At 41.9% G+C, this 23,952-nt stretch carries 25 protein-coding genes and 1 other annotated feature; of the genes, 1 reads left to right on the top strand and 24 read right to left on the bottom strand.

Features of this window, described 5'->3' with window-relative positions:
* Positions 1-229: 229 nt before the first annotated feature.
* Both thrB and K5Q22_RS08680 read right to left on the bottom strand, forming a co-directional pair.
* Entirely contained in the window at positions 230-1,090 is an 861-nt protein-coding gene (gene thrB / locus K5Q22_RS08685) for a homoserine kinase (protein WP_002938588.1), read from the bottom strand.
* Positions 1,091-1,093: 3 nt separating this feature from the next.
* Positions 1,094-2,380, bottom strand: coding sequence for a homoserine dehydrogenase (locus tag K5Q22_RS08680; RefSeq protein ID WP_205013624.1), 1,287 nt, complete (start codon positions 2,378-2,380; stop codon positions 1,094-1,096).
* A 104-nt stretch (positions 2,381-2,484) separates the two neighbouring features.
* Between K5Q22_RS08680 and K5Q22_RS08675 the strand changes: the two genes are divergently transcribed.
* Complete coding sequence (locus tag K5Q22_RS08675; RefSeq protein WP_205013623.1) at positions 2,485-3,408, top strand: polysaccharide deacetylase family protein; 924 nt, start codon at positions 2,485-2,487, stop codon at positions 3,406-3,408.
* Between the two features lie 124 nt (positions 3,409-3,532).
* Here the strand turns inward: K5Q22_RS08675 and K5Q22_RS08670 are convergent, their stop codons facing one another.
* The 22 genes from K5Q22_RS08670 to thiI all read right to left on the bottom strand — a co-directional run bounded on the left by K5Q22_RS08670 (position 3,533) and on the right by thiI (position 23,952).
* Positions 3,533-5,341, bottom strand: coding sequence for an ABC transporter ATP-binding protein (locus K5Q22_RS08670; RefSeq protein ID WP_205013622.1), 1,809 nt, complete (start codon positions 5,339-5,341; stop codon positions 3,533-3,535).
* Between the two features lie 8 nt (positions 5,342-5,349).
* A complete protein-coding gene (locus K5Q22_RS08665; RefSeq protein WP_044667776.1) occupies positions 5,350-7,086 on the bottom strand; it encodes an ABC transporter ATP-binding protein in 1,737 nt (578 codons plus the stop codon).
* 75 nt (positions 7,087-7,161) lie between these two features.
* A complete protein-coding gene (locus tag K5Q22_RS08660) occupies positions 7,162-7,404 on the bottom strand; it encodes a KH domain-containing protein (RefSeq protein WP_012028079.1) in 243 nt (80 codons plus the stop codon).
* Positions 7,405-7,425: 21 nt separating this feature from the next.
* The gene (rpsP, locus tag K5Q22_RS08655; RefSeq protein ID WP_002940682.1) at positions 7,426-7,698 is read right to left on the bottom strand and encodes a 30S ribosomal protein S16; all 273 of its coding nucleotides are present in this window, start codon (positions 7,696-7,698) and stop codon (positions 7,426-7,428) included.
* Between the two features lie 124 nt (positions 7,699-7,822).
* Positions 7,823-8,131, bottom strand: coding sequence for a DUF4298 domain-containing protein (locus tag K5Q22_RS08650; RefSeq protein ID WP_024406303.1), 309 nt, complete (start codon positions 8,129-8,131; stop codon positions 7,823-7,825).
* Positions 8,131-8,778 carry a pyroglutamyl-peptidase I gene (gene pcp / locus K5Q22_RS08645; RefSeq protein ID WP_205013621.1) on the bottom strand — a complete coding sequence of 216 codons (648 nt, stop codon included), beginning with the start codon at positions 8,776-8,778 and terminating at the stop codon, positions 8,131-8,133. Before pcp ends, K5Q22_RS08650 begins: the two co-directional genes overlap by 1 nt.
* The gene (locus tag K5Q22_RS08640) at positions 8,775-9,536 is read right to left on the bottom strand and encodes a class I SAM-dependent methyltransferase (RefSeq protein ID WP_205013620.1); all 762 of its coding nucleotides are present in this window, start codon (positions 9,534-9,536) and stop codon (positions 8,775-8,777) included. Before K5Q22_RS08640 ends, pcp begins: the two co-directional genes overlap by 4 nt.
* Before the next feature lie 70 nt (positions 9,537-9,606).
* On the bottom strand, positions 9,607-9,921 hold the full coding sequence (locus K5Q22_RS08635; protein WP_024384448.1) for a hypothetical protein: 315 nt from the start codon (positions 9,919-9,921) through the stop codon (positions 9,607-9,609).
* A 10-nt stretch (positions 9,922-9,931) separates the two neighbouring features.
* Positions 9,932-13,111, bottom strand: coding sequence for a carbamoyl-phosphate synthase large subunit (carB, locus tag K5Q22_RS08630; RefSeq protein ID WP_205013619.1), 3,180 nt, complete (start codon positions 13,109-13,111; stop codon positions 9,932-9,934).
* A 391-nt stretch (positions 13,112-13,502) separates the two neighbouring features.
* Positions 13,503-14,582 (bottom strand): carbamoyl phosphate synthase small subunit, encoded by a 1,080-nt coding sequence (locus tag K5Q22_RS08625; protein ID WP_029171820.1) that lies wholly within the window; start codon positions 14,580-14,582, stop codon positions 13,503-13,505.
* Between the two features lie 380 nt (positions 14,583-14,962).
* Positions 14,963-15,886 carry an aspartate carbamoyltransferase catalytic subunit gene (locus K5Q22_RS08620; protein WP_205013618.1) on the bottom strand — a complete coding sequence of 308 codons (924 nt, stop codon included), beginning with the start codon at positions 15,884-15,886 and terminating at the stop codon, positions 14,963-14,965.
* A 55-nt stretch (positions 15,887-15,941) separates the two neighbouring features.
* The gene (pyrR, locus tag K5Q22_RS08615) at positions 15,942-16,463 is read right to left on the bottom strand and encodes a bifunctional pyr operon transcriptional regulator/uracil phosphoribosyltransferase PyrR (RefSeq protein WP_011922318.1); all 522 of its coding nucleotides are present in this window, start codon (positions 16,461-16,463) and stop codon (positions 15,942-15,944) included.
* A 198-nt stretch (positions 16,464-16,661) separates the two neighbouring features.
* Positions 16,662-17,309, bottom strand: a complete 648-nt coding sequence (locus tag K5Q22_RS08610; protein ID WP_205013617.1) for a Pr6Pr family membrane protein — start codon at positions 17,307-17,309, stop codon at positions 16,662-16,664.
* A gap of 48 nt (positions 17,310-17,357) precedes the next feature.
* Positions 17,358-17,696, bottom strand: coding sequence for a zinc ribbon domain-containing protein YjdM (locus tag K5Q22_RS08605; RefSeq protein ID WP_012775074.1), 339 nt, complete (start codon positions 17,694-17,696; stop codon positions 17,358-17,360).
* A gap of 84 nt (positions 17,697-17,780) precedes the next feature.
* Positions 17,781-18,674, bottom strand: coding sequence for an RluA family pseudouridine synthase (locus K5Q22_RS08600; protein WP_029171823.1), 894 nt, complete (start codon positions 18,672-18,674; stop codon positions 17,781-17,783).
* Positions 18,658-19,122, bottom strand: a complete 465-nt coding sequence (gene lspA / locus K5Q22_RS08595) for a signal peptidase II (RefSeq protein WP_205013616.1) — start codon at positions 19,120-19,122, stop codon at positions 18,658-18,660. The genes K5Q22_RS08600 and lspA overlap by 17 nt, the downstream gene beginning before the upstream one ends.
* Positions 19,115-20,029 carry a LysR family transcriptional regulator gene (locus tag K5Q22_RS08590; protein ID WP_114866508.1) on the bottom strand — a complete coding sequence of 305 codons (915 nt, stop codon included), beginning with the start codon at positions 20,027-20,029 and terminating at the stop codon, positions 19,115-19,117. The genes lspA and K5Q22_RS08590 overlap by 8 nt, the downstream gene beginning before the upstream one ends.
* Before the next feature lie 101 nt (positions 20,030-20,130).
* A complete protein-coding gene (locus K5Q22_RS08585) occupies positions 20,131-20,232 on the bottom strand; it encodes a transcriptional regulator (protein ID WP_205013615.1) in 102 nt (33 codons plus the stop codon).
* 209 nt (positions 20,233-20,441) lie between these two features.
* Positions 20,442-20,735 (bottom strand): 50S ribosomal protein L27, encoded by a 294-nt coding sequence (gene rpmA, locus K5Q22_RS08580; protein ID WP_009909754.1) that lies wholly within the window; start codon positions 20,733-20,735, stop codon positions 20,442-20,444.
* 46 nt (positions 20,736-20,781) lie between these two features.
* Entirely contained in the window at positions 20,782-21,096 is a 315-nt protein-coding gene (gene rplU / locus K5Q22_RS08575; protein WP_002941330.1) for a 50S ribosomal protein L21, read from the bottom strand.
* Positions 21,097-21,131: 35 nt separating this feature from the next.
* Positions 21,132-21,220: a sequence feature (ribosomal protein L21 leader region), on the bottom strand.
* Between the two features lie 67 nt (positions 21,221-21,287).
* The gene (brnQ, locus tag K5Q22_RS08570) at positions 21,288-22,616 is read right to left on the bottom strand and encodes a branched-chain amino acid transport system II carrier protein (RefSeq protein ID WP_398578143.1); all 1,329 of its coding nucleotides are present in this window, start codon (positions 22,614-22,616) and stop codon (positions 21,288-21,290) included.
* A gap of 118 nt (positions 22,617-22,734) precedes the next feature.
* Positions 22,735-23,952, bottom strand: coding sequence for a tRNA uracil 4-sulfurtransferase ThiI (gene thiI / locus K5Q22_RS08565; protein WP_205013613.1), 1,218 nt, complete (start codon positions 23,950-23,952; stop codon positions 22,735-22,737).

The raw sequence follows: 23,952 nt of genomic DNA, 5'->3' as shown, positions 1-23,952 counted from the left end.
ATTTCAACATAAGGTGTTGCTTTTGTATACACTTTTTACACTAAACTTTAGTCCAAAATAAAATAATTTCCTTATTTTGACTACTGAATTCAAAATATTGTTCATCAAATACCTTGAAAGGCTTGACAAATGGTAGAAAAAGGAGTTCCCTTCCTACCGCTTATAGTAGCGATGGCGAACTCCAATAAAATAAACATTTTTAGTTTTGCAAATGATAGCTTCTCACTATCTATACAATAGCAATCCCTTTGGTATCAACTTGAAGGCGGTGGACAGTTCCGTCTAGATTTAGTTCCTCTAATGCAAGAACAATAGCGTCCTCCCTATCTTTGGGCGCTAATACCATCACTGTTGGACCGGCACCTGATAAGTAGGTTGCATAGGCTCCCAACTCCTGTGCAGTTTGCTTGATTGGACAAAACTCCTTAACAAGTAGCTGACGGAACGGTTCATGGAACATGTCTGACTGAATTGCTTTACCAGCTTTTTCCAGATCACCTGCCATCAAACTGGCAACAGCAACGTTTGCAATGGCACTAGCAGCCACTGCTTTCTTGTACCCCATCTGAGAAGGTAGTACACCTCGGCTTTCAACCGTACGCAGTGGGTAGTTTGGAATAAAGGCAACAAAACTTGCTTCTGGGAATTCTGTTACAACTGCCTGTACTTTCTTATTAACATAGCTAGAGATGACTAAATTACCAAAAATCGCTGGGGCTACATTATCAGGATGTCCTTCAATTTCTGTAGCTTTGAGCAATTTTTCATCCGCTGTCATATTCAAACCTGCTAATTGATTAGCCAATTCGATACCAGCTACGATAACGGAACTGGATGAACCCAAACCGCGTGCCAAGGGAATATCGCTAATCATTCTGATACGATGCGGCTGCAATCCTTTTTCAATCTTTAAAGCTGTCTTGATCAAAAGATTGTTCTTGTCTGATGGAACATGTTCAAGATTGTGCTCAATCACCCATTCATCAGTCTCTTCAAACACTTCAATCGTTAGATATTTCGAAAGGGCAACACCTACTGAATCAAATCCTGGACCGATATTAGCTGAAGTTGCTGGAATAATAATTTTCATTGCTTATTCTCCCAGTACTTTAAAGGTATTTAAGACAGTAAAGTCTGTTTCTTTGCTCAATTTGTCTGTTACATTTTCCAACTGAGTCTTACTCATTTCATGGGTCACAATCACTAGGCGAGCTGTTTCTCCATCTGCAGCTTGTTGCAGAATTTGCTTGAAGGAAATTTCTTCAGAATTGAAGATTTCTGCTAAACGAAGCATTTTTCCATTTTTATCAGGCGCATCAATTGAGAAATAATATTCGCTCTTCACATCGCTTGGGGCTGCCAATTGAAGTGGGCGGCTATATTCGTTAAAAGCTTTGCCGATAGTATTGTCTTTCAAGCGACGAACGATACGAATAATGTCGGCCATAACACTTGTTGCAGTCGGTTTTTGCCCAGCGCCCGGTCCATAGTACATAGACTGACCGATACCGATAGATTCGACAAATACAGCATTCATCACACCATTGACGCTTGCAAGGGGATGATTTTTCGGTAGGAAGGTTGGAGATACTTCGGCAGCAATACCAGAGGTAGTTTCTTGAATATCACCCACAAGTTTGATGACGTAGCCCAACTCCTGTGCCACTGCTACATCTTCTGGCGTGATATTTGAAATACCCTTGTGTGCTACGTGTTCAAAATCAACTGTCATCCCGAAAGCAAACTGACTGAGGATAACAGCCTTGTAAGCCGCATCAATCCCCTCAACGTCATTTGTTGGGTCAGATTCTGCATAGCCAAGTTCCTGCGCTGTTTCAAGAGCTTTTTCGTAAGTCCAGCCTTCATCAACCATCTTAGTCAACATGAAGTTTGAAGTACCATTCAATACACCGAGGATACGAGTTACCTTATCAGCAGCCAAAGAGTTGACCAAGGTACGCAAGATTGGAATACCACCTGCAACTGCAGCTTCATAATAAAGCGCAAGACCTTTCTCTTCAGCCAGGGCACGCAATTCGCTACCATGAACAGCAAGTAAATCCTTATTGGCTGTTACAATATGCTTGCCTGCTTCCAAGGCACGTGTAATAAATGTTTTTGCTGGCTCAATACGTCCCATCAGCTCAACTACAATGGCGATGTCTTCGTCATCCAAAATGTCATCAATATTTGTTACAAAATGATAGTCATGACCTGCAGCCAAGAGACGGTCTTTTTCTGCTTCATCCTTGACCAAAACCTTCGCAACTTCAATACTATCATGCGCGGCTTTCTCTATTTTTTCCTGGTTTTCTTCTAATAAAAATGGCACACCACTCGCAACGGTTCCAAATCCTAACAATCCTATCTTAACTACCATGTGCTCTCCTTTAAAATGTATTTCTCCCATTATAACAAATATTCTGACTATTTGGCAAAAAATTTGATATAATTGTTTTAATATATGATTATGGAGATAAGATAATGAAACATTCAAGAAGAGCCCGTCGAAGCCGCACACAAAAGAAACAACTTGTGCCAATGCTACTTGGTATCGCATTATTAGTAGTGACTCTACTATCTATTTTTCTAATCTTTCTAAAACAGCCATCTAAGCAGCAAAGTGATTCCAAAGCTTCAACGGTAGAGACAACAGCCAGTTCGAGTGTTATGACTTCAGAAAGTAGTGAAGTACAAACAGAAATCATTTGGGAACAACAAACTGAACCTATCAAACTTCCAATCCTCATGTATCATGCCATTCACGTAATGGCTCCCGAGGAAGAAGCTAATGCGAATCTTATCGTAGATCCAACGACTTTCGAAAGTCATCTAAAAGCATTGCAAGATGCAGGTTACTATACTTTATCACCTGAAGAGGCTTATAAAGTATTGACAGAAAATGTCCTTCCTGCTGGCAAAAAGGTTGTCTGGCTAACCTTTGACGATAGCCTCTGGGATTTTTATAGTTATGCCTACCCATTGCTTAAGCAATATCAAATGAAGGCAACCAACAATGTCATTACAGGGTTTACTGAATATGGACAAGCAGGGCACCTTACTCTTGATCAAATCAAGGAAATGCAGACCGCAGGGCTCTCCTTCCAAGGGCATACCGTCAACCATCCTGATTTAGAGTATAGTTCTATTGAGGATCAAACAAATGAACTTACTTCCTCTAAAGCCTATCTTGACAGCCAATTAAATCAGGAAACCATCGCTATCGCCTACCCTGGTGGACGATACTCAGCAGATACCGTGGCATTGACAGAACAAGCTGGCTACAAACTTGGTATGACTACTAACAACGGCTTGGCTTCTGCTAGTGACGGATTACTGACTCTCAATCGTGTTCGCATCCTCCCAACCACTACCGCTGAGGGACTATTATCAGAAATTTCCTATTAATTTTCACAAACATGTATATGAGAAAACTCCCCTGTCTTCACAGACAAGGGAGTTCGTTTTATGTATACTCAATGAAAATCAAAATCAGGCTAGGCGACGAAGATGCAGATAGAACTGAAGTTCATCAAAGCGAGTCAACAACGTCTGCTTTTGATTTTCGAAGAGTATTAGATTGACTAAACTGACTTTGATACAGATTATAATAGAAACCTTTATCTGCCAAAAGACTTTCATGGTTACCTTGTTCGATAATCTGTCCATCTTTCAAGACCAAAATCTTATCAGCTTCCTGAATGGTAGATAAACGGTGGGCGATGACGAAACTTGTCCGCCCTTTCATCAACCGTTTCATAGCTTTTTGAATCAAGAGTTCCAAACGAGTATCAACTGAAGAAGTTGCTTCGTCAAGAATCAGAATGGCAGGATCCGCCAACAAGGCACGTGCAATGGTCAAAAGCTGTTTCTGACCTTGGGAAATATTGCTGGATTCCTGGTTCATTTCCATATTATAACCGCCAGGCAGGGTACGGATAAAGTGGTCAACGTTGGCTGCTTTGGCAGCCTCCACAATTTCCTCATCCGTCGCATCCAGACGTCCAAAACGCAGGTTTTCCTTGATGGTTCCTTCATAGAGCCAAGCATCCTGCAAGACCATACCAAATTGACTACGGTAGGATTGACGAGAAATCTTTCTAATATCCTGACCATCCACCTTGATAGCACCGGATGTGACATCATAGAAACGCATGAGAAGGTTGATGAGGGTTGTCTTACCAGCCCCTGTTGGTCCAACGATAGCCACCATTTCACCTGGCTTAACATCAAGATTAAAGTTTCGGATAAGCGGTTTGTCTTCTGAATAGCCGAATTCGACCTGTTCAAAGCTGACTTGTCCGGTCAGACTCGCTGTCAACTCTAGCGCATTGGCGTCTTCTTCGTCAAGCTCATCTAAGACTGAAAAGATGCGTTCAAGGGAAGATTTAGCAGACTGCAACTGGGGTGCCAACTGGGTCAAGGTTTGGACTGGCTGAGAAATCTGCCAGACGTATTGGACGAAGGCCTGCATATTACCAACTGTCAATGTACCTGCAAGAACTTTCAGACCAGCAAGTAAGGCCACGACTACATAGGCAATGTTCGATAAGCCGTGTACCAGGGGCATGAGCAAACCAGACATAAAACTAGCCTTGAAACCAACTTCCTGCAAATCTGCGGTAATCTGGCGAAATTCTTCTGTAGAAATTTCTTCACGGCCGTAGAGTTTGAGAACGTTAAAACCTGTCAGATTTTCTTGGACAAAGCCGTTCAATCGACCTAGGGCATCAGCCTGTTGCTTGAAATAAGGCTGAGATTTGCCCATGACAAACTTGGAACCAAAATAAGTCACTGGAACCAAGGTTACGACTACAAGTGCTAGGGATACATCCAACCAGAAACACATGAACATGGCTAGAGAGAGAGTCAGAACGGCATTGACTAGCTGGAGAAAACTTTGTTGCAGAGCATTCGACACAGTCTCCACATCACTTGTAAATCGACCCAGCAAATCACCATACTGGTGCTTGTCAAAATAAGAAACAGGAATCTTGTTAATCTTGTGGCTCAAGTTCTGACGCAAATCCTTGGTCGCCCCCTGCACTGCCTTGGTCATAAAATAGTTAGAACCATAGGCGCCGATTTCATACATAAGGGCACGAAGTGCATAGAGCGCAAGCATGATGGCAATGTAGGAATAGTTAATCTGCGCTCCTTCTACTCCATTTGCCATGTCTAACAGATTCTTGGTCAATTCTGTAATGATAAGCCCCAGTACAAAGGGCTCCAAGGCATTCATAACTGCACTGATGGTCTTTAGAAAAACAGCTAAAAATACAGAAGATTTGTAACGACGCAAATAGTCCCAAACACGGGTAAATACTGATCTATTCTTCATAATTCCTCCTATTCTTCTGTTAACGATTGACGGTTAAGTTGAGAGTTGGCAATTTCTCGGTAAATCTCATTGCTTTCCATCAATTCATTGTGGGTGCCACGACCAACGATTTCACCTTCGTTCAGCACGATAATCTGGTCAGCATCCATAATGGTTCCGACACGTTGGGCAACAATCAAGACCGTCGCATTTTCCGTCACTTCCTTCAAACGACTCCTCAAAATCGCATCCGTCTTATAATCCAAGGCTGAGAAAGAATCATCAAAGATATAAATATCGGGCTGTTTGACAATGGCACGCGCAATGGACAAACGTTGCTTTTGCCCGCCTGACAGGTTGCTTCCGCCTTCTGCTAGATGGGTGTCGAATTTTTCTTCCTTACTCTCGATAAACTCCTTAGCCTGAGCCACATCCGTCGCATCATGAAGTTCAGCAAGACTAGCATCCATCTTACCGTACTTTAAGTTTTCCGCGATAGTTCCGGTAAATAGCAGAGCTTTCTGCGGAATAAAGCCAATCTTGCTGCGGAGTGCCTTTAGATTGTAGCGTCTGACATCCACACCGTCCACCAAGATACGACCAAGTGTCACATCATAGAAACGTGGAATCAAGTTGACCAAGGAAGACTTACCAGAACCTGTTGAACCAATAAAGGCAATGGTTTCCCCAGGCTTAGCCTTAAATGAAATATTGTGGAGAACAGGCGATTCCGTTTCACCAGGATAGGCAAAAGTTACATTTTCAAATTCCAAATAACCACGAGTATCTGTTTCAGTAATCCCATCTTCATTCTTAGAAATGGAAATGGGCATGTCCAAGACTTCCTGAATCCGTTGGCTCGATACGGACATACGTGGATACATGTTAAACAAGTTAGCAAAGAGCAAGAATGAGAAAAGCGCGTGGAAACTATATTCGATAAAGGCTACCAAATCACCGATTTGCAGACTACCTGTTTGCAAAGGATCCAATGCGAACCAGACAATGGCCACAATCATAGCAATGATAATCTGGACAAAGAGCGGCTCTGTCAATCCAGTCAGATTAAAGAGCTTTTTGGAAATATCGGTATATTCCTCATTTACTGTCGCAAAACGCTCTTCCTGAAATTCTTCCCGAGTAAATGCCCGAATGACACGTAAGCCCATGAGATTTTCACGAACATATTGGTTGATGGTATCCAAACGTTTTTGTTGCTTTTCAGAAAGAGGACGGGTTTTGGTTGCTACATAGAAAATAACGATAACGAGAAACGGCATAGCTACTGCGACTGTCCAAGCCAGACTTGGACTAGTTACCAAGGTCATGATGACAGAGGCAATCATCATCAAGGGAGTGATAATTCCCAGCTTCAATACCATCTCCGCAAACTGCATCAAGACAAAAGCATCATTTGTCATACGAGCAACTAGAGAAGAAACACCAATCTGCTCATATTCATGATGAGAGTAGTCCTGAATTTTCTCGTACAAATCATTTCGAATATCTTTTACGATATTGGTCGTCAACTTTCCGGCTGCATAGGCAAGTGTCACTCGACCAACAATACCGAGCAGGACAATCAGTCCCATCATCCCCGCCCAGAAATAGAGCTGACTAACATCGTTCTTTGTAATTCCTTGGTCAATCATCCTAGCCAAAAAAGTCGGCAAGCCCAAGTTTACCACTACAAATAAGAAGGCCCCCACCAAGTCTAAGGCAATCCACTTAGGATATTTTTTTAAGTAGGTCCAAATCAGATTCATCTTATCTCCCTTTCTATATGTTAAAAAGGGGCATAACCCCTTCTGTAAAGTTAAAAGCCACCAAACGGTGACTTTCTATTCTTTCTCGTCGATCACTAAACGAACTTTTTTATCACTTGTTGGAACAGAATAGACAATCGTTCTGATTGCAGAAATTGTGCGTCCTTTTCTACCAATGATACGTCCAATATCAGATTGATCCAAATCCAAATGATATTCCAAGAATTCAGGTGTATCAACAATTTTTATTGTCAAGCTATCAGGCTGTGAAATCAAAGGTTTCACAATCGCAATAATGAGATTTTCAATCATGTCCATAAGTGTTCTCGCTTACTGTTCTTACTTAGAGAATTTTTGTTCGTGGAATTTCTTCAATACGCCAGCGTTTGAAAGAAGGCTACGAACTGTATCAGATGGTTGTGCACCTTTTGCCAACCACTCAAGTACACGCTCTTCTTTAAGAGTTACTGAGTTTTCAGCCAAAAGTGGGTTGTAAGTACCAACAGTTTCGATGAAACGACCATCACGTGGTGCACGTGAGTCTGCAACGTTGATACGGTAGAAAGGTTTCTTTTTAGAACCCATACGAGTCAAACGGATTTTTACTGCCATTTTTAAATGTTCTCTTTTCTTTGTATTTTTATTCGGTGAAATAGCAGAGCTATTTAGCACATGTTCTATTATACCACACTTTAACAGAGTGTCAAGAAAAAAACTTGACAGGTTTTAAAAAATTTTATTGCTCGAGCATATCTGCTAGTTCTCTCAGTTGACTTGCTAGATTTATACGGTCAAACAGTAAATTATAGACTCCATCTTCACTCAATACTCCGCAAGGAATACCATTGAAATCCCCCTTATTAGATAAATCAAGATCTTCCATATAGATCTGGCTCTGGTAATAATCTAATAACTGTAAATAAGTCGATTGTTCCTGATTGAGTTGGGTCACACTATCGGAAAGGGACTTGTTCAGCTCTAGATGCCTATTAAATAGTTTTTCCATTTCCTCTACACGTTTTCTTGCTTCCATAATATTTTTCATCAGTGTGTACTACCACCACCCTTTTTTATATCCTCTTTATCCCTATATTCAACGATTGCTCCTATGGCAACTTCAACTCCTCTTACAATATCGTTCAAAGACATGGAAGCCAGTCCTGGCTTGTCGACAACCTGCTCTGGCAAGAAGGGAATATGGAGAAAACCGGCCTTAGTCTTTGGAAATTGTTTCTCCGCCAAGTAAAGAGCTTGATACATGAGATGGTTGCAGACAAAGGTCCCAGCAGTATTAGAAACAGAAGCTGGAAGCCCAATCTTATGAATAGCTTCAACCATTGCTTTGATGGGTAAGGTGGAGAAATAAGCAGGCTGACCATCTTCTCGAATCGTTCTATCAATCGGCTGTTGCCCTTCATTGTCTGGAATGCGTGCATCATCTTGGTTAATGGCTATACGCTCAGGAGTTAAATCAACTCGCCCACCAGCCTGACCAATACATAGTACCGCATCAGGTAAATGTTCTGTCATTTTCTCCTCTAAAACATCCGCAGCCTTGTCAAAAACAGTCGGAATCTCTACAAGAATAATCTCTGCACCAGCAATGGTCTTAGGTAGAGATTTGATTGTTTCCAAGGCTGGGTTAATAGGCTCGCCACCAAAGGGATCAAAGCCTGTTACGATGATTTTCATACTTCCTCCTCCAAAATAATTTCTCCGTAGTGAAATTTTTGATTAGGTCTGACATGACGTTTAAAGCCAAATTCTTCAAAGACCTGATCTCGAAAATGAGCCTTTATAATCAATTTCTTCCTAGCTACTCGTTTAGCCTCAGATACAATTTCCTCCGTTAAACGGCTTCTATCAGCCAAAGCAGACAAGCCAGAAAGATTTTGTGATTCCTTGATTTCTTCTGAAAACATGGGATCAAAGTAAATGACATCAACAGACTTATCTATTTGCTCTTTCAAATAAGTCAAACTATCTGTCCAAATTGTCTGGATAGAATTCATGGCTCGGTTGACCTCTTGCAGTCCACTATCAAAATCCTGTAACCCCCGACTCACAATAAAGTGCACTAGCTTAGAACTTTCCAAGGCTGTCACCCGATGACCAGCACTTGCTAACACAATGCTATCAGATCCCAAGCCCATAGTACAGTCTATTATTGATTGTTTTTCTTTTCCAAGCAATTCTAAAAGCGGATCTCTTCCAGACTTAATCCGCAACATGGCAGTATCTGGGTGGAAAAAGAGTTTTCTCCCTTCTTTTTGCTCAAAAACCAATCGATCCTTATAAACCACCAAAACCGCATCCGCCTGCTTGAGTAAGACCTTCACGGCTTGCTTCCGCCGCTCACAGTAAACAATCCCTAAATCTTCAGCTAGCCGTTTGGCCTTCTGAACCAAGTGCCCATCCATTCCCAAACTTGTTGTTACGATTACTTTCATATTAAATATTATAACAGAAAAAGCGTGACTTCTTACGAAGTCACACTTAAATCTCTTTGTGAATCAAGACTTAGGATTGTAGAAATTGGCGAATGGCTTCCTGATCAGCTTCACTAACCGGACGCCATCCTTTTGCCAAGGCTTCCTTGATATAGATTCGATTGTAGAGATAGCCCCACAAAATCCCAAAGCCAGTATTAATAAAAGGAATATCAAAGCGACGCTCAATTAACAAGGCAAATAAGAATGCTACCAAAATAATCGCAAACCATTTTAAATCACCTCGAATCAGCGGTACAAAAAACTTGAAGAAAAAGGTTGTCCATGAAAAACCAGCCTTCACTTCCTTTACATTCCCAAACTCATCCACTAAATGAACCTTCATTTTTTATCTCCTAAATTGCTCGCGTCGAAAAACTACGACTTTCTAGTACAGCCAACATAGCCGCAGCAGTATCTAAGGCTGTAAAAAGCGGAATCCCTGCTTCGATAGCAGATGCACGAATAACCTCTCCATCCTCGTCTGCCACACGCTTTTTGCCTACTGTATTGACAATGGCTTGCACTTTTCCTTTACGGACCAGGTGAGGAATCGACTCTCTTTGGTCTCTACTGATTTTCCCAACAGGCAGACAGTCTAAGCCCTTAGCTTGAAAGGCAGTTGCCGTACCGCTTGTAGCCAGCAAGCCATACCCCAATTCATGGAATCGTTGAGCAAGACCAAGTGCTTCTTCCTTGTCTTCATCCGCGATGGTAAATACAACATTACCAAACTCGGTTAGGTGCTGATAACTTGCTTCAAAAGCCTTATAAAGTGCTTTTTCAAGAGTTGTATCAGACCCCATAATCTCACCAGTAGATTTCATCTCTGGTCCTAACAAACTGTCAACTTTAGCCAATTTTGTAAATGAGAATACTGGTGCTTTAACGTGCACCTGATTGCTCTCAGGATAAAGACCATCTTGGTAACCCAGTTCCGCAAGGCTTTGTCCCAAAATCAATTTGGTTGCAACCTGGGCCATTGGAATGTCTGTGACTTTGGACAAGAATGGAACCGTACGACTAGCACGAGGATTGACCTCAATCACATATACCGTTTCATCCTTGATAACAAACTGGATATTCATCATACCGATACAGTTGAGACCGATTGCCAAGCGTTTGGTGTAGTCTGCAATGGTCGCCTGTACCTCTTTAGACAGGGTTTGTGGCGGATAAACAGCCATCGAGTCACCTGAGTGAACCCCTGCGCGTTCGATATGTTCCATAATACCTGGAATCAAGACATCCTTACCGTCTGAAATGGCATCCACTTCACACTCACGACCGACGATATACGAATCCACCAAAACTGGGTGCTCTGGTGAAGCCTTGACCGCCGTTCTCATATAAGAACGTAAGTCCTCTTCATTTTCGACAATCTCCATAGCACGACCGCCCAAGACATATGAGGGACGAACAAGTACTGGGAAACCAATCTTGCGGGCCGCCTCTAGAGCTTCCTCTTCGTTGGTTGCGGTTTGGCCTGGTGGCTGTGGAATTCCAAGGTCTTTCAGGGCTTTTTCAAATACATCCCTGTCTTCAGCTCTATCCAAATCCGCTACTTGCGTACCCAAGATTGGAATACCTGCTTTTGCCAATGGCTCTGCCAAGTTGATAGCTGTCTGACCACCGAACTGAACGATAACCCCTTTGGGTTTCTCAAGGTCAATCACATTCAAGACATCTTCCAAGGTCAACGGCTCGAAGTAAAGCTTGTCCGAAACTGAAAAGTCAGTTGACACTGTTTCCGGGTTCGAGTTCATAATGATAGCTTCGTAGCCAGCCGCCTGAATGGCCTTAACCGAATGCACCGTCGCATAGTCAAACTCCACACCCTGTCCGATACGAATTGGTCCAGAACCCAACACCAAAACAGATTCTTTTTCCGAACGGATGGACTCATTTTCCCACTCATAAGTTGAGTAGAAATATGGCGTTGAACTTTCGAACTCGGCCGCACAAGTATCTACCATCTTATAAACAGGGACAATCTTGTGCTCTGTCCGCAGTTGACGAATGTAGGATTCTGTCCGTCCCCAGAGTTCCGCAATCTTGCGGTCTGCAAAACCGTATTTCTTAGCTTTTTTCAATAAATCAATATTATCAAAATTCGTTGCCAATTCCTGCTCGATTTCTAAGATATGAAGCAGTTTATCAAGGAAGAAAAGATCAATCTTCGTCAACTGAGCCAGTTCTTCTACTGTATAGCCACGTCGAAGGGCTTCCGAAAGATAGAATAGACGATCATCCTGTGCCTTGACAATCTTTTCAACCAATTGATCATCTGTCACTTGGCTGAGTTCGGGCATTTCATTGTGATAGACTCCGATTTCCAAAGAACGGCAGGCCTTGAGCAGACTTTCTTCGATATTGCGACCAATGGCCATGACCTCACCAGTTGCCTTCATCTGCGTTCCAAGGCGGCGTTCCCCTTTTTCAAACTTATCAAATGGGAAACGTGGAATTTTTGCCACAACGTAGTCAAGAGCAGGCTCAAACATGGCGTAGGTTGTTCCTGTAACAGGGTTCACCATTTCATCCAAGGTCAAGCCAACCGCAATTTTTGCTGCCAATTTGGCAATCGGATAACCTGTCGCTTTGGATGCCAAGGCAGAAGAACGAGACACACGTGGGTTTACTTCAATGACATAGTATTTGAAACTATGTGGATCCAGTGCCAACTGCACATTGCAACCACCCTCGATTTTGAGAGCACGAATAATGCTGAGACTGGCATCACGCAACATCTGGTTTTCAATATCCGAAAGCGTCTGCGTTGGGGCAAATACGATAGAATCTCCTGTATGAATTCCCACAGGGTCAAAGTTTTCCATGTTACATACGACCAAGGCATTGTCAGCCGCATCGCGCATCACTTCGTATTCAATTTCCTTGAAACCAGCAATGGAACGCTCAATCAAACACTGGGTCACCGGTGACAGTTTCAGACCATTTTCTGCTATTTCACGCAGTTCTTCTTCATTGGAACACATACCACCGCCAGTACCACCCAACGTGAAGGCTGGTCGAACAATGACAGGATAGCCAATTTCAGTAGCAAATTCCAAAGCCTCTTCAACTGTTGTCACAATCGTTGACTCAGGAATAGGCTGTTCGAGGTCTTCCATGAGTTGTTTGAAGAGGTCGCGGTCCTCTGCCTGATCAATTGCAGATAGTTTAGTTCCCAACAACTCAACTCCAAGCTCATCTAAGATACCAGCCTTAGACAATTCCATGGCCATGTTGAGACCAGTCTGACCACCAAGAGTTGGTAAGAGAGCATCTGGACGCTCCTTCCGTAAAATCCGTGTGACAAATTCAAGTGTAATCGGTTCAATATAGACCTTGTCCGCAATTTCCTTGTCTGTCATGATGGTCGCAGGGTTTGAATTGACCAAGACAACACTATAGCCTTCTTCCTTCAAAGCCAAACAAGCCTGAGTCCCAGCATAATCAAACTCCGCAGCCTGACCGATAATAATCGGACCAGACCCAATCACCATAATTTTCTTAATATCCGTACGTTTTGGCATAATTTTAAGATATTAAGGGCGTTAAGCGGACACAGTCAAAATAGGAGTTTGACCAAGAACGCTTGCGTTCGAGGAAAAACTATCTTTTTGACCCAGTCCGTAGCCCGAATTCAATTACAAAATCCGAGCAACAGAACACCCTACTCCTTTCTATTCGTCAACTCACAGGTTGACATTAAATAAGATACGTCCGACGTTTGAAAACTAAAGTCGATATTACTTTAGTTTTCAAACTAGTGCAAGGGATAGCCTGACCTCTATAGAGGCAGGCGTAGGGAAATGAGTTGCTTGCAACCATTGACCTGTCCCTTGCCTTTCTATTTTCTATCTCTCCGGATAGAATTAAATAATAGACCGACGCAGTAAGGTTTAGTTCGATAGTAGTTAGACCTTACTGCCCTTTTTTAAACGAATCCATCAATTCCATAAATTCATCAAACAAATAGCTGGCATCATGTGGACCAGGTGCAGCATCCGGGTGGAATTGAACAGAGAAACCTGGATGGTACTTGTGGCGTACCCCTTCTACCGATTTGTCATTGATTTCCTCGTGGGTAATCATCAAACAGTCTGGCAAATCCTCACGAGCTACAGCATAACCATGGTTCTGACTGGTAAAGTCCACTCGACCTGTCGCAATTTCACGCACCGCATGGTTAAAACCACGGTGACCAAACTTCATCTTGTATGTGGTTGCTCCATTGGCCTTAGCAAAGAGTTGGTGACCCATACAGATACCAAATATTGGAATTTTCCCAAGAATCCCACGAATCATTTCTAGCGCTTCTGGAACATCATCTGGATTTCCTGGGCCGTTTGATAGCATGACACCATCAGGATGGAGGGCAAGAATTTCTTCAGCAGTCGTATCATAAGGGACAACTGTCACATTGCAATCACGCTTGGCTAACTCTCTAAGAATAGAATGTTTCAATCCAAAATCAACCAGAACGACACTGCGTCCAACTCCAGGGGCAGGATAGGCTGTTTTAGTCGATACTTGCTGGATATTGTTGGTTGGCAAAACAGTCGCTCTCAATTGGTCCGTCAAATGCTCCACAGAATCACCGACATTTGCAAGAGTCGCCTTCATGGTACCGTGCTGACGAATAATTTTAGTTAGGGCGCGTGTGTCAATTCCAGAAATTGCTGGAATTTTCTTAGCCTTTAAAAATTCATCCAAAGTCATCTGGTTACGCCAGTTACTTGCCCGACGAGCCCACTCACTGACAACCACTCCCTTACAAGTCGGCTTGATTGACTCGTAATCATCACGGTTAATCCCGTAATTTCCTACCAAGGGATAGGTAAAGGTTAAAATCTGACCATTATAAGACTGGTCCGTGATAGATTCCTGATAACCTGTCATCCCAGTTGAGAAAACCAACTCACCAGTCACATCAATATCAGCACCGAAGGCCTCCCCTTCAAAAATAGTGCCATCCTCTAAAATCAAACGTCTTTTTGACATAATAATAAGATATTAAGGGCGTTAAGCGGACACAGTCAAAATAGGAGTTTGACCAAGAACGCTTGCGTTCGAGGAAAAACTATCTTTTTGACCCAGTCCGTAGCCCGAATTCAGTTACAAATCCGAGCAACAGAGCACCCACTCTCCTTTCTATTTTCTATCTCTCCGGATAGAATTAAATAATAGTCTGACGTTTGTACGGTCAATTCGATAATAATTGACTGCACAAACTAGTACAAGGGATAGCCTGACCTCCATAGAGGCAGGCGTAGGGAAATGAGTTGCTTGCAACCATTGACCTGTCCCTTGCCTTTCTATTCGTCGCCACTCTGAGCGACATTAAATAAGATAAGTCTAACAAATTTCTAAATAGTTAAAGTTTAAGCCTTGCCATTGACAATTGCTTCCAAAATCGCCATCCGAACAAAGACACCATTTTGCATTTGACGGACAATACGTGATTTTGGCGCCTCTACCAATTGGTCATCGATTTCTACATCACGGTTAACAGGAGCCGGATGCATAACAATTGCAGTATCTTTCAAGCGTTTGTAGCGCTCCTCTGTTAAACCATGCAAACGGTTATAAGTTTCTTTAGAAAAACCACCATCACCATCATGTCGTTCGTGTTGCACACGGAGCAACATCAGTACATCTACCGTTTCCACAATATCATCAATATTCAAATGCTGACCATAGACATCAAATTCCTCTGCGTACCATTCCTCCGGTCCAGCAAAGAAAATCTCAGCTCCCAGACGTTTCAAAATTTGCATATTGGACTTAGCAACCCGTGAGTGTGTAATATCACCTGCAATGGCAATCTTCAAGCCTTCAAAAGTTCCAAATTCTTCATAAATAGTCATCAAATCAAGTAGAGATTGGCTTGGGTGTTGGCCTGAACCATCACCACCATTGACAATTGAAGTCTGGATGGTAGGACTATCAATCAATTGCTTGTAATAATCCACTTCCGAATGACGAATCACGCAAATGTCAACACCAAGTGCCGACATGGTCAAAATAGTATCATACAAGGTTTCACCCTTATTGACTGAGCTGGTACGAGCATCAAAGTCAATCATTCCCATATCCAAACGAAGCTCTGCCATTTCAAAAGACTTATGCGTCCGAGTTGAATTCTCGAAGAAAAGGTTAGAAGCATAGTACTTCCGATCCAACTCTACCTTTTCACCGCGTTTAAAAGCAATACCACGTTGAATGAGTCCCAATACTTCTTCATTTGAGAGGGTCTCCATTGTAACCAAGTGTTTGAGTGAAACTTTACCATTTGTAATTGTCATGATGATACCTACCTTTATGATCTAGATGTAGAATGATAATTTGTAAACGAAGCGACTATGCACCTTCAACCAGAAGGACAGCGTCTTGACCATCGATTTCAGCCATGTGCACAATGATTTCTTCAGAACGACTAGTTGGAATATTCTTCCCAACATAATCTGCTCGAATAGGCAACTCCCTGTGTCCACGATCCACAAGTACCGCTAAACTAACACGAGCTGGACGGCCCAAGGACACTATGTTGTCAATAGCAGCACGAATAGTTCGTCCTGTATAAAGCACATCATCTACTAATATAACATCACGATCGTTGACATTGGCAGTCATATTTGTCGTATCATCTTCTACCTTCATGTCATCTCGAAACGGCTTGGTATCCAACTCTCCCAACGGAACGTCGATACCCTCTAATTGCTTAAGCCTCTCCTGAATCCTCTTTGCAATGAAAACACCCCGTGTTTTAATCCCTGCAAGGACAATATTATCCAAATTCTTATTCCGTTCGATAATTTCATAAGTGATACGGGTGATCGCCCGTTTCATAGTCATATCGTCAACGATTTCTTTTGTCTTCATAAGACCTCCAAAAGTATAGAAAAAGTCTCCTTATACAAGGAGACTATGAAAATATAGGCTAGTTAGAACCAACCTGCTTAACATCCGACTCCTTGTCTGCCTCTCTGGACAGGTTTTAAAGGATTTATTAAGCAGAGTATAGCATAAAATCTCAGCCTTGACAATTTTTTTCTGAAAAAATATAGAAATTATCGGATTTTACTGAGAATTTTTTCCAAAAGACAATGAAGTCTTAAGTTTTATGGATTTAAGTCCCGCCAACAGAAAACCACAGACTAGATAGGCGACAAAGATGACTCCAGCATAAGTCAAAACATAAGTCCAACCATACTTAGGGACATTGAGAAAGAAATAAGCAAAAGGACTGTCCTTAGCATCTGGGATTGGAATTTTTATGAAAAGACCATTCACTAGACCAAAAATCATGTAGAGAACAGGCAAAAGCGTCCACCAAATCGGGTCAAACCACTTGTACTGTTGCTGACGATCTACTATTAGGGTATCTAACAAAAAATATAAGGGAACAATATAATGGCAGAGTAGATTTTCAAGACGCCAGAAATCGTCTGCCAAAGGTGCCAACATAAAGTGATAGACTACACAAGTAATCATGATAGACATGGTCACAGCAGCCTTTATCCGAAGAAAATGTGACGTCTGTAAATCCACACTTTTACTCATGGCATAGACCATATAGACAGCAAACAGAGATACTAATAAATTAGATTGCACCGTATAATACATGAGCATCCCGATACCATATTTAATGATTTCTAAGGCGGTACCTGTGATGGCTAAAATGGCTAATAGGCATCTACTGTAAAACAAAATACTTTGATGTTTCATAATATCCTTTCAAAAACGACAAAAGACTGGATTGACCAGTCCTTTTTATTAGATTTTCTTAACGAATTCTGACTTCAACTTCATGGCACCGAAACCATCGATTTTACAATCAATATTGTGATCGCCTTCAACGATACGGATGCCTTTAACACGTGTACCTTGTTTAAGGTCCTTAGGCGCACCTTTCACTTTCAAATCTTTGATAAGCGTCACAGTATCGCCGTCCGCCAAACGATTACCGTTGGCATCAATTGCAACAGGTCCACTTTCTTCCTCAGCTACATCTGCTGGGTTCCACTCGTAAGCACACTCAGGGCAAACCAAGAGGGCACCGTCTTCATAGACATATTCAGAATTACATTTTGGACAATTTGGTAAAGTTTCCATGTTTTTTCATACTCCTTACATTTTTTCGTCTTCTAGTATAGCATTTGTTGAAAAAATGGGCAAGATGATAAGGTTTTCATACTATTATTCAGCCTTGCGCAGTTTTTCAAGTGTCTCCTGAAAAATAGCTGGCGCTTCTGCCGTAAATTCAACAACCTCACCAGTTCTCGGATGGGTAAATCCAAGCGTTCTGGCATGAAGAAATTGGCCATGCCCTTTTAGTGTTTTCCTTGGACCGTAAGCTTCATCACCCGCAACCGGATGACCAATATAAGCCATGTGGACACGAATTTGGTGAGTTCGTCCTGTTTCCAAGGTTAATTCCACCAAAGTGTAGTCACCAAAACGCTCCAGAACCTGAAAACGTGTCACAGCTTCTTTCCCTTTGGCAGTCACCGCTTGTTTCTTGCGGTCTTTTTCAGAACGACCAATCGGCGCCTCGATTACTCCGCGATCGTTTGGTAGATTACCGTGTACAATGGCCCAATACTTACGAAGGGATTTCTTGTCTTTCAATTCAGCAGCAAGCTTTGTATGGGCATCATCGTTTTTAGCAACCATGAGCAGGCCAGAAGTATCCTTATCAATCCGATGAACAATTCCTGGTCGCAAGACACCATTGATGCCTGACAAATCTTTTACGTGATAAAGGAGAGCATTAACTAGCGTTCCTGACGTGTGACCAGCCGACGGATGAACGACCATCCCTTGAGGTTTATTTACAACAGCAACATCCTCGTCCTGAAAGACAATCTCTAAAGGAATATCCTCAGCAACATAGTCGATTTCTTCTACTTCTGGAATTTGATAGGTTAGGACATCCCCAACCTGTACACTATATTTAGCTTTTTTAGGCTGTCCATTGACCAAAACCTGACCGGCCTTAATCTGCTCATTTGCAACTGAACGAGACAAATCCGTCAAATCCGACAATGCCTTATCCAAACGAATGCCACCAACCTCAACTCTTACTTCCATTACTCTCTTCTTTCATAATACAAATAAATAAAATACCTACACCAACTGTCAGACAAACATCTGCTACATTAAATACAGGGAAACTAATAAAATCCAAGTGAAACATGTCCACCACATATCCCAATCTAAGACGATCAATAAAATTCCCAAAAGCACCAGCAATCATCAAAGACAGACTGAATAGAGTCCAGATATTGCCCTTGATCTGTTTGATATAGTACCACACTAGGCCTGTCACAGCTACAATTGTCATTATCGTGAAAAACCACTGCTGATTTTGTAAAATCGACCAGGCCGCACCATAATTTCTTAGATAAGCTAAGCTCATCAATCCTGGTATAAATTCCGTTACCGTATCTAATTCAATATTGGCAACTGTCCAAGCTTTTACAAGCTGGTCCAGACCAATTAATACTACCATCAAAAATGGAAATCCAATTTTACGCATTTTCATCCTTCTTCTTATCAAAATATGCCTGCATGGTTTCAATAAAGTCTTTGGCACAAGAACCAAGTTCATCATTGGCTCGTTTAACGTAGACCATGCGATTGTCTACCTTTCCTTTGAGAGGAATTACTGTAATGCCATTGACACTCTCATCATCAAGATAGCCCGAACCAGTTGCATAGGCATCCGTACGCTCCAAAATTCCATTCAAAGTAGCACGGTCTGTCACATCAAACACAACCGAGGAATCCGACGTATCAATCAAGTTCTCGGAATAATAGAGATAAGCCTCTTTTTCTTGAGTGAACCGTACGGTAGGTAGACCTACCAAATCTGCTGGCTCAATCTCAGCTTTCTTTGTCAAAGGATGATCTTCACGAAGGTAGATATGAGTCTGAAATGCAGACAAATCTACAGCTTGCAAGTGAAGTTTATCCAATTTCTGCATGATTCCTTTTGTATTTCTCTCGTTCAAATAAATAATACCAAGCTCGCTATAACCTTGAGCAACCTCGTCTAAAATCTGTACTGTAGTCGATTCAAAAATGCGAAAATGAGGGTACTGCGGGTGGCTACGAGAGAACTCCGTAATCAATGGGGGAAGAAAATCATAATGCTGACTTGAAATTGAAAAAGTCTTCTCACCTTCCTCAGGTTGCAAATAGAGATGCTCAAACTGATCAAATCCCTTAACTAAAGCCTGAGCTTTCTCATAGAATTCCATCCCTTTTTGTGTCAAAAAAGTTCCTGAACTAGTTCGGCTAAAAATTTGAAAACCTAACTCTTTTTCCAAATCACGAATGGAAATAGACAAACTAGGCTGGGAAACGTACATTTTTTCCGCTGCTTCCCGAAAAGTACCACTGTTTGCAATGGCTACAACGTAGCGTAATTGTTGAATATTCATACTTGAAACCTCTTAAAACTGCTTCTACCATTATATCAAAAAACGCAAGAATTTGCTGAACTCTTGCGTTTTCGCAAATAGACTATTCTTCTCTTATATAACTACCAGGTTCCCAATTTCTCTTCTTCAACTGCAATTTGAAAGGCTTTGGAATTTCTGTTCATCAAATCATTAATGACTAATTTTACTAAGTTGGAACCCATACCACTTCCTCTGAACATTTCATCTACTACTGAACGTAGAACTTATAGGAAGCGCAACAGCACAGAAGGCAAAATATTTTTATCCTATATAGAAGATATTGCCGTCTTGAATCACTTCTATCGTACACTTTTAAAAATAGCAAAATCAAATTACAAAAAAGACTCTCCGAAAACAACTCGGAAAGCCTATTGTTAAGCCATTTTCAGACTTATTTTGCGATTGGGTAAACAGATACTTGTTTCTTATCGCGACCTTTACGTTCGAAGCGTACAACGCCTTCTACTTTAGCGTAAAGAGTGTCATCTCCACCACGACCTACGTTAGCTCCTGGGTAGATTTTAGTACCACGTTGGCGGTAAAGGATTGAACCACCTGATACAGTTTGGCCGTCAGCAGCTTTCGCACCAAGGCGTTTTGCTTGTGAATCACGACCGTTTGACGTTGAACCTCCACCTTTTTTGTGGGCCATAAATTGCAAGTTAGCAAGATTCAAGTTTAACATATGTTATTCCTCCGAATTTCTGTAATGATTGCTTCAAGCTACGCGATTAAGCGTTGATAGCGTTGATAACAACTTTTGTGTAAGGTTGACGGTGACCTTGTTTGCGGTGGCTACCTTTTTTAGGTTTGTACTTGAAGGTAACAACTTTTTTCTGTTTACCTTGTTTTTCAACAGTACCAACAACAGTAGCTCCTGCTACAAGTGGAGTACCCACAACAGTTTTCTCACCACCAACAAGAACTACTTCTTCGAAAGTAACTTCTTGACCTGCTTCAACGTTCAATTTTTCAACGTAGATAGCTTGACCGACTTCAACTTTAACTTGTTTGCCGCCAGTTTTAATGATTGCATATGTGCTCATTATGCACCTCCTATGATTTTTGGGTCTTGCCCGAATTTGATGTGAAGACTCGCCTAGTACCGTGGGACGAACCACTTACTCTACTCTCAACGAAAGAACGGCATTCGTGCGGTTGCACAGGATGTGTGCATAGTCAACAGTCCTATTATAACAAAAACACCTGCAAATGCAAGTGTTTTGTATCACTTTTCTTACATTTCGAAAACTTCGCTCTCCTGCTTGTTTGGTAAGAACAACGAGAGGACGATTCCGATAAGGGCTGGTAATAACCAAGCTAATGATTGTCCGGCAAATGGCAGAGCTGAGATGATTTTTGAAACAGCAGTCCAGTTGAATTGTCCTGCTAACACTTCTACCAATGACAAAGCTGTCACTACTCCCACAGTTAATTGCATACCATAAGTGGAAAGCGGTACAAATTTGTTAACAATTGTAATCAAGACAATACAGATAGTAATTGGATAGAGAACCAAAAGAACTGGAACTGAGAAGGTAATGATATTGTTCAAACCGAGGTTGGCAATACCAAAACCAATCAAAGTAAAGATTGTCGCATACACTTTGTAGCTAAAACGTGGGAAACGCTCAGCGAAAAATTCACCTGAAGAAACAATCAAGCCAGCCGTTGTCGTAAAGCAAGTAACGATAACCATGGCAGCTAAGAAAATTTGTGCACCTGGCCCAAAAATAGCCTGTGTTGCTTGCGAAAGAATGTAAACACCCTTGTTGGTATCGGAAGCCAAAACATCAGCAGGAACTGGGAAATGATTACCTAGGAAAGCCAAACCGACATATAGTGCTGAGAAAGCTAAGGCTACAACAAAACCAACAGACCAGATGGTTGAAACATATTCCTTCTTGCTGGAGAAACCAAGTTGTTTTAAGGTATTCACTGCTACAACACTAAAGGCAATTGAGGCAAGGGCATCAAGGGTGTTGTATCCTTCAATAAATCCTGTACCAAATGCCTGTCCTGCTGAGTAAGCATCGGCTGCAGGAAGTGGATTTGTAGAACCATATTTAACAATACCTAGCACCACTAAAATCACAATCAAAATGGCAAAAACAGGGGTTAAAATACGTCCGATACTGTTTAAGATTTGAGATGGATTGAGGGCAATCAGATAAGCTGCCACAAAGTAAAGGGCTGTAAAGCCAAACAACCAGAGCCCCAGATTCGCATCGCCCAACAATGGTGCAATACCAATTTCAAAGGACGTTGTTGCTGTACGCGGAATGGCAAAGAAAGGACCGATAGCCAAATACAAGGCAACAAGATAGACCGTTGCAAAGGCTGGAGAAATCTTACGAGAAATCTCATGTACATAACCTTTGGGATTTAATGTACCCACAATCAAGGCAATAACGGCAATCCCGACACCCGATACGACAAATCCTAAAATCGCTGGCCAAAAATTCTCACCAGACAAGACACCAAGCGCAGGTGGGAAAATCAAGTTTCCTGCACCAAAAAACATACCAAACAGGAGTAAACCTGTTAGCGCACCTTTTTTCATAATAACTCCTTTGTATTTTTCTGAAGTCTTATTATATCATACAAATTCGATTTTTCCGAACGATTCGTATTAAAAAATCCAGCAATAACTGGATTTACATGTATGTCGAAATAATTGTATGCTACAGTAAGTCTTCAATCAAACTATCCACTTCGTCTTTCACTTCCTCTTTCGGTGTGATTTCAGTTACGATAATCCCAGCCACAGCACGTTCTACCAATCCTTCTACATCCATACGAGCTTCGTACTGCTCGACATTTTTAATTTTAGGGTTGGTTTTTGGACGGTCAGGGGCAAAGATGGTACAGCAATCTTCAAATGGCTGGATGGAAATGTCAAATGTATCAATTTCTTGAGCAATATCAATGATTTCCAACTTGTCCATGGTAACGACTGGACGGATAACAGGTGTATTTGTCACCGCATTGATAGCCTGCATTGATTCCAAGGTCTGACTGGCCACTTGTCCTAGACTTTCACCATTAATAATAACCATGGCACCACGCTCTTCCCGTACTCGGTCTGTAATCCGCATCATGAAGCGACGTGTCAAGGTCATCAAATAAGCTTCAGGTGCCTTTTCCTTGATTTCTTCCTGAATTTCTGTAAACGGCACTTCGATAAAGGTGATATTACCACCAAAGGCAGTCAATTTACGAGTCAAATCATGGGCCTTTTTAAGTGCACCTGGGCTAGTATAAGGCGGACTTGCAAAGTGCAGGGCTTCGATTTCAACCCCACGTTTAAGTGCTAAATAGCCCGCAACAGGCGAATCAATACCACCTGATAGCATGAGCGTACCCTTGCCAGATGTACCAACTGGAAGACCGCCTGCCCCCTTGATTTCTTCATGGGAAATATAAGCAGCGTCAGGACGAATCTCCACTCGCAAGGTAATATCTGGTGACTTCATCTGTACCTGTACATTTGGAATGGCTGTAAAAACCGCATCTCCAAGGACTTGGTTGAGGTCACGACTATCCAATTCAAAACTGTGGTCGCTACGACGCGCCGCAATCTTGAAAGTCATACCTTCCTTGTAAATGGACTGCATAATCTCCACAACCGCCTCTTTCAAGGCTGGAACAGACTTTTCAATCTTATAAGACGGTGCGAAATTTTGGATCCCAAAAATCTTCTTCAAAGAATCTGAAACTTCCTGATAATCTGCCCCGTTCAAATAGACATGACCACGGTCACGGTCAAAATAAACCGTCACTTCTGGGTAAACAGAAAGGACATGCTTGATATTATTGCGGAGTTTGTTAACAAACCGCATCTTGTTTTTCCCTTTAGTTGACAATTCGCCATAGCGAATCATAATTTCTGAATAGTTCAT

The sequence above is a fragment of the Streptococcus sp. 2018162 genome, assembly GCF_019754175.1.
In the GTDB taxonomy this organism is placed as follows: Bacteria; Bacillota; Bacilli; order Lactobacillales; family Streptococcaceae; genus Streptococcus; species Streptococcus hashimotonensis.
This window is presented reverse-complemented; position numbering and strand designations above follow the sequence as displayed.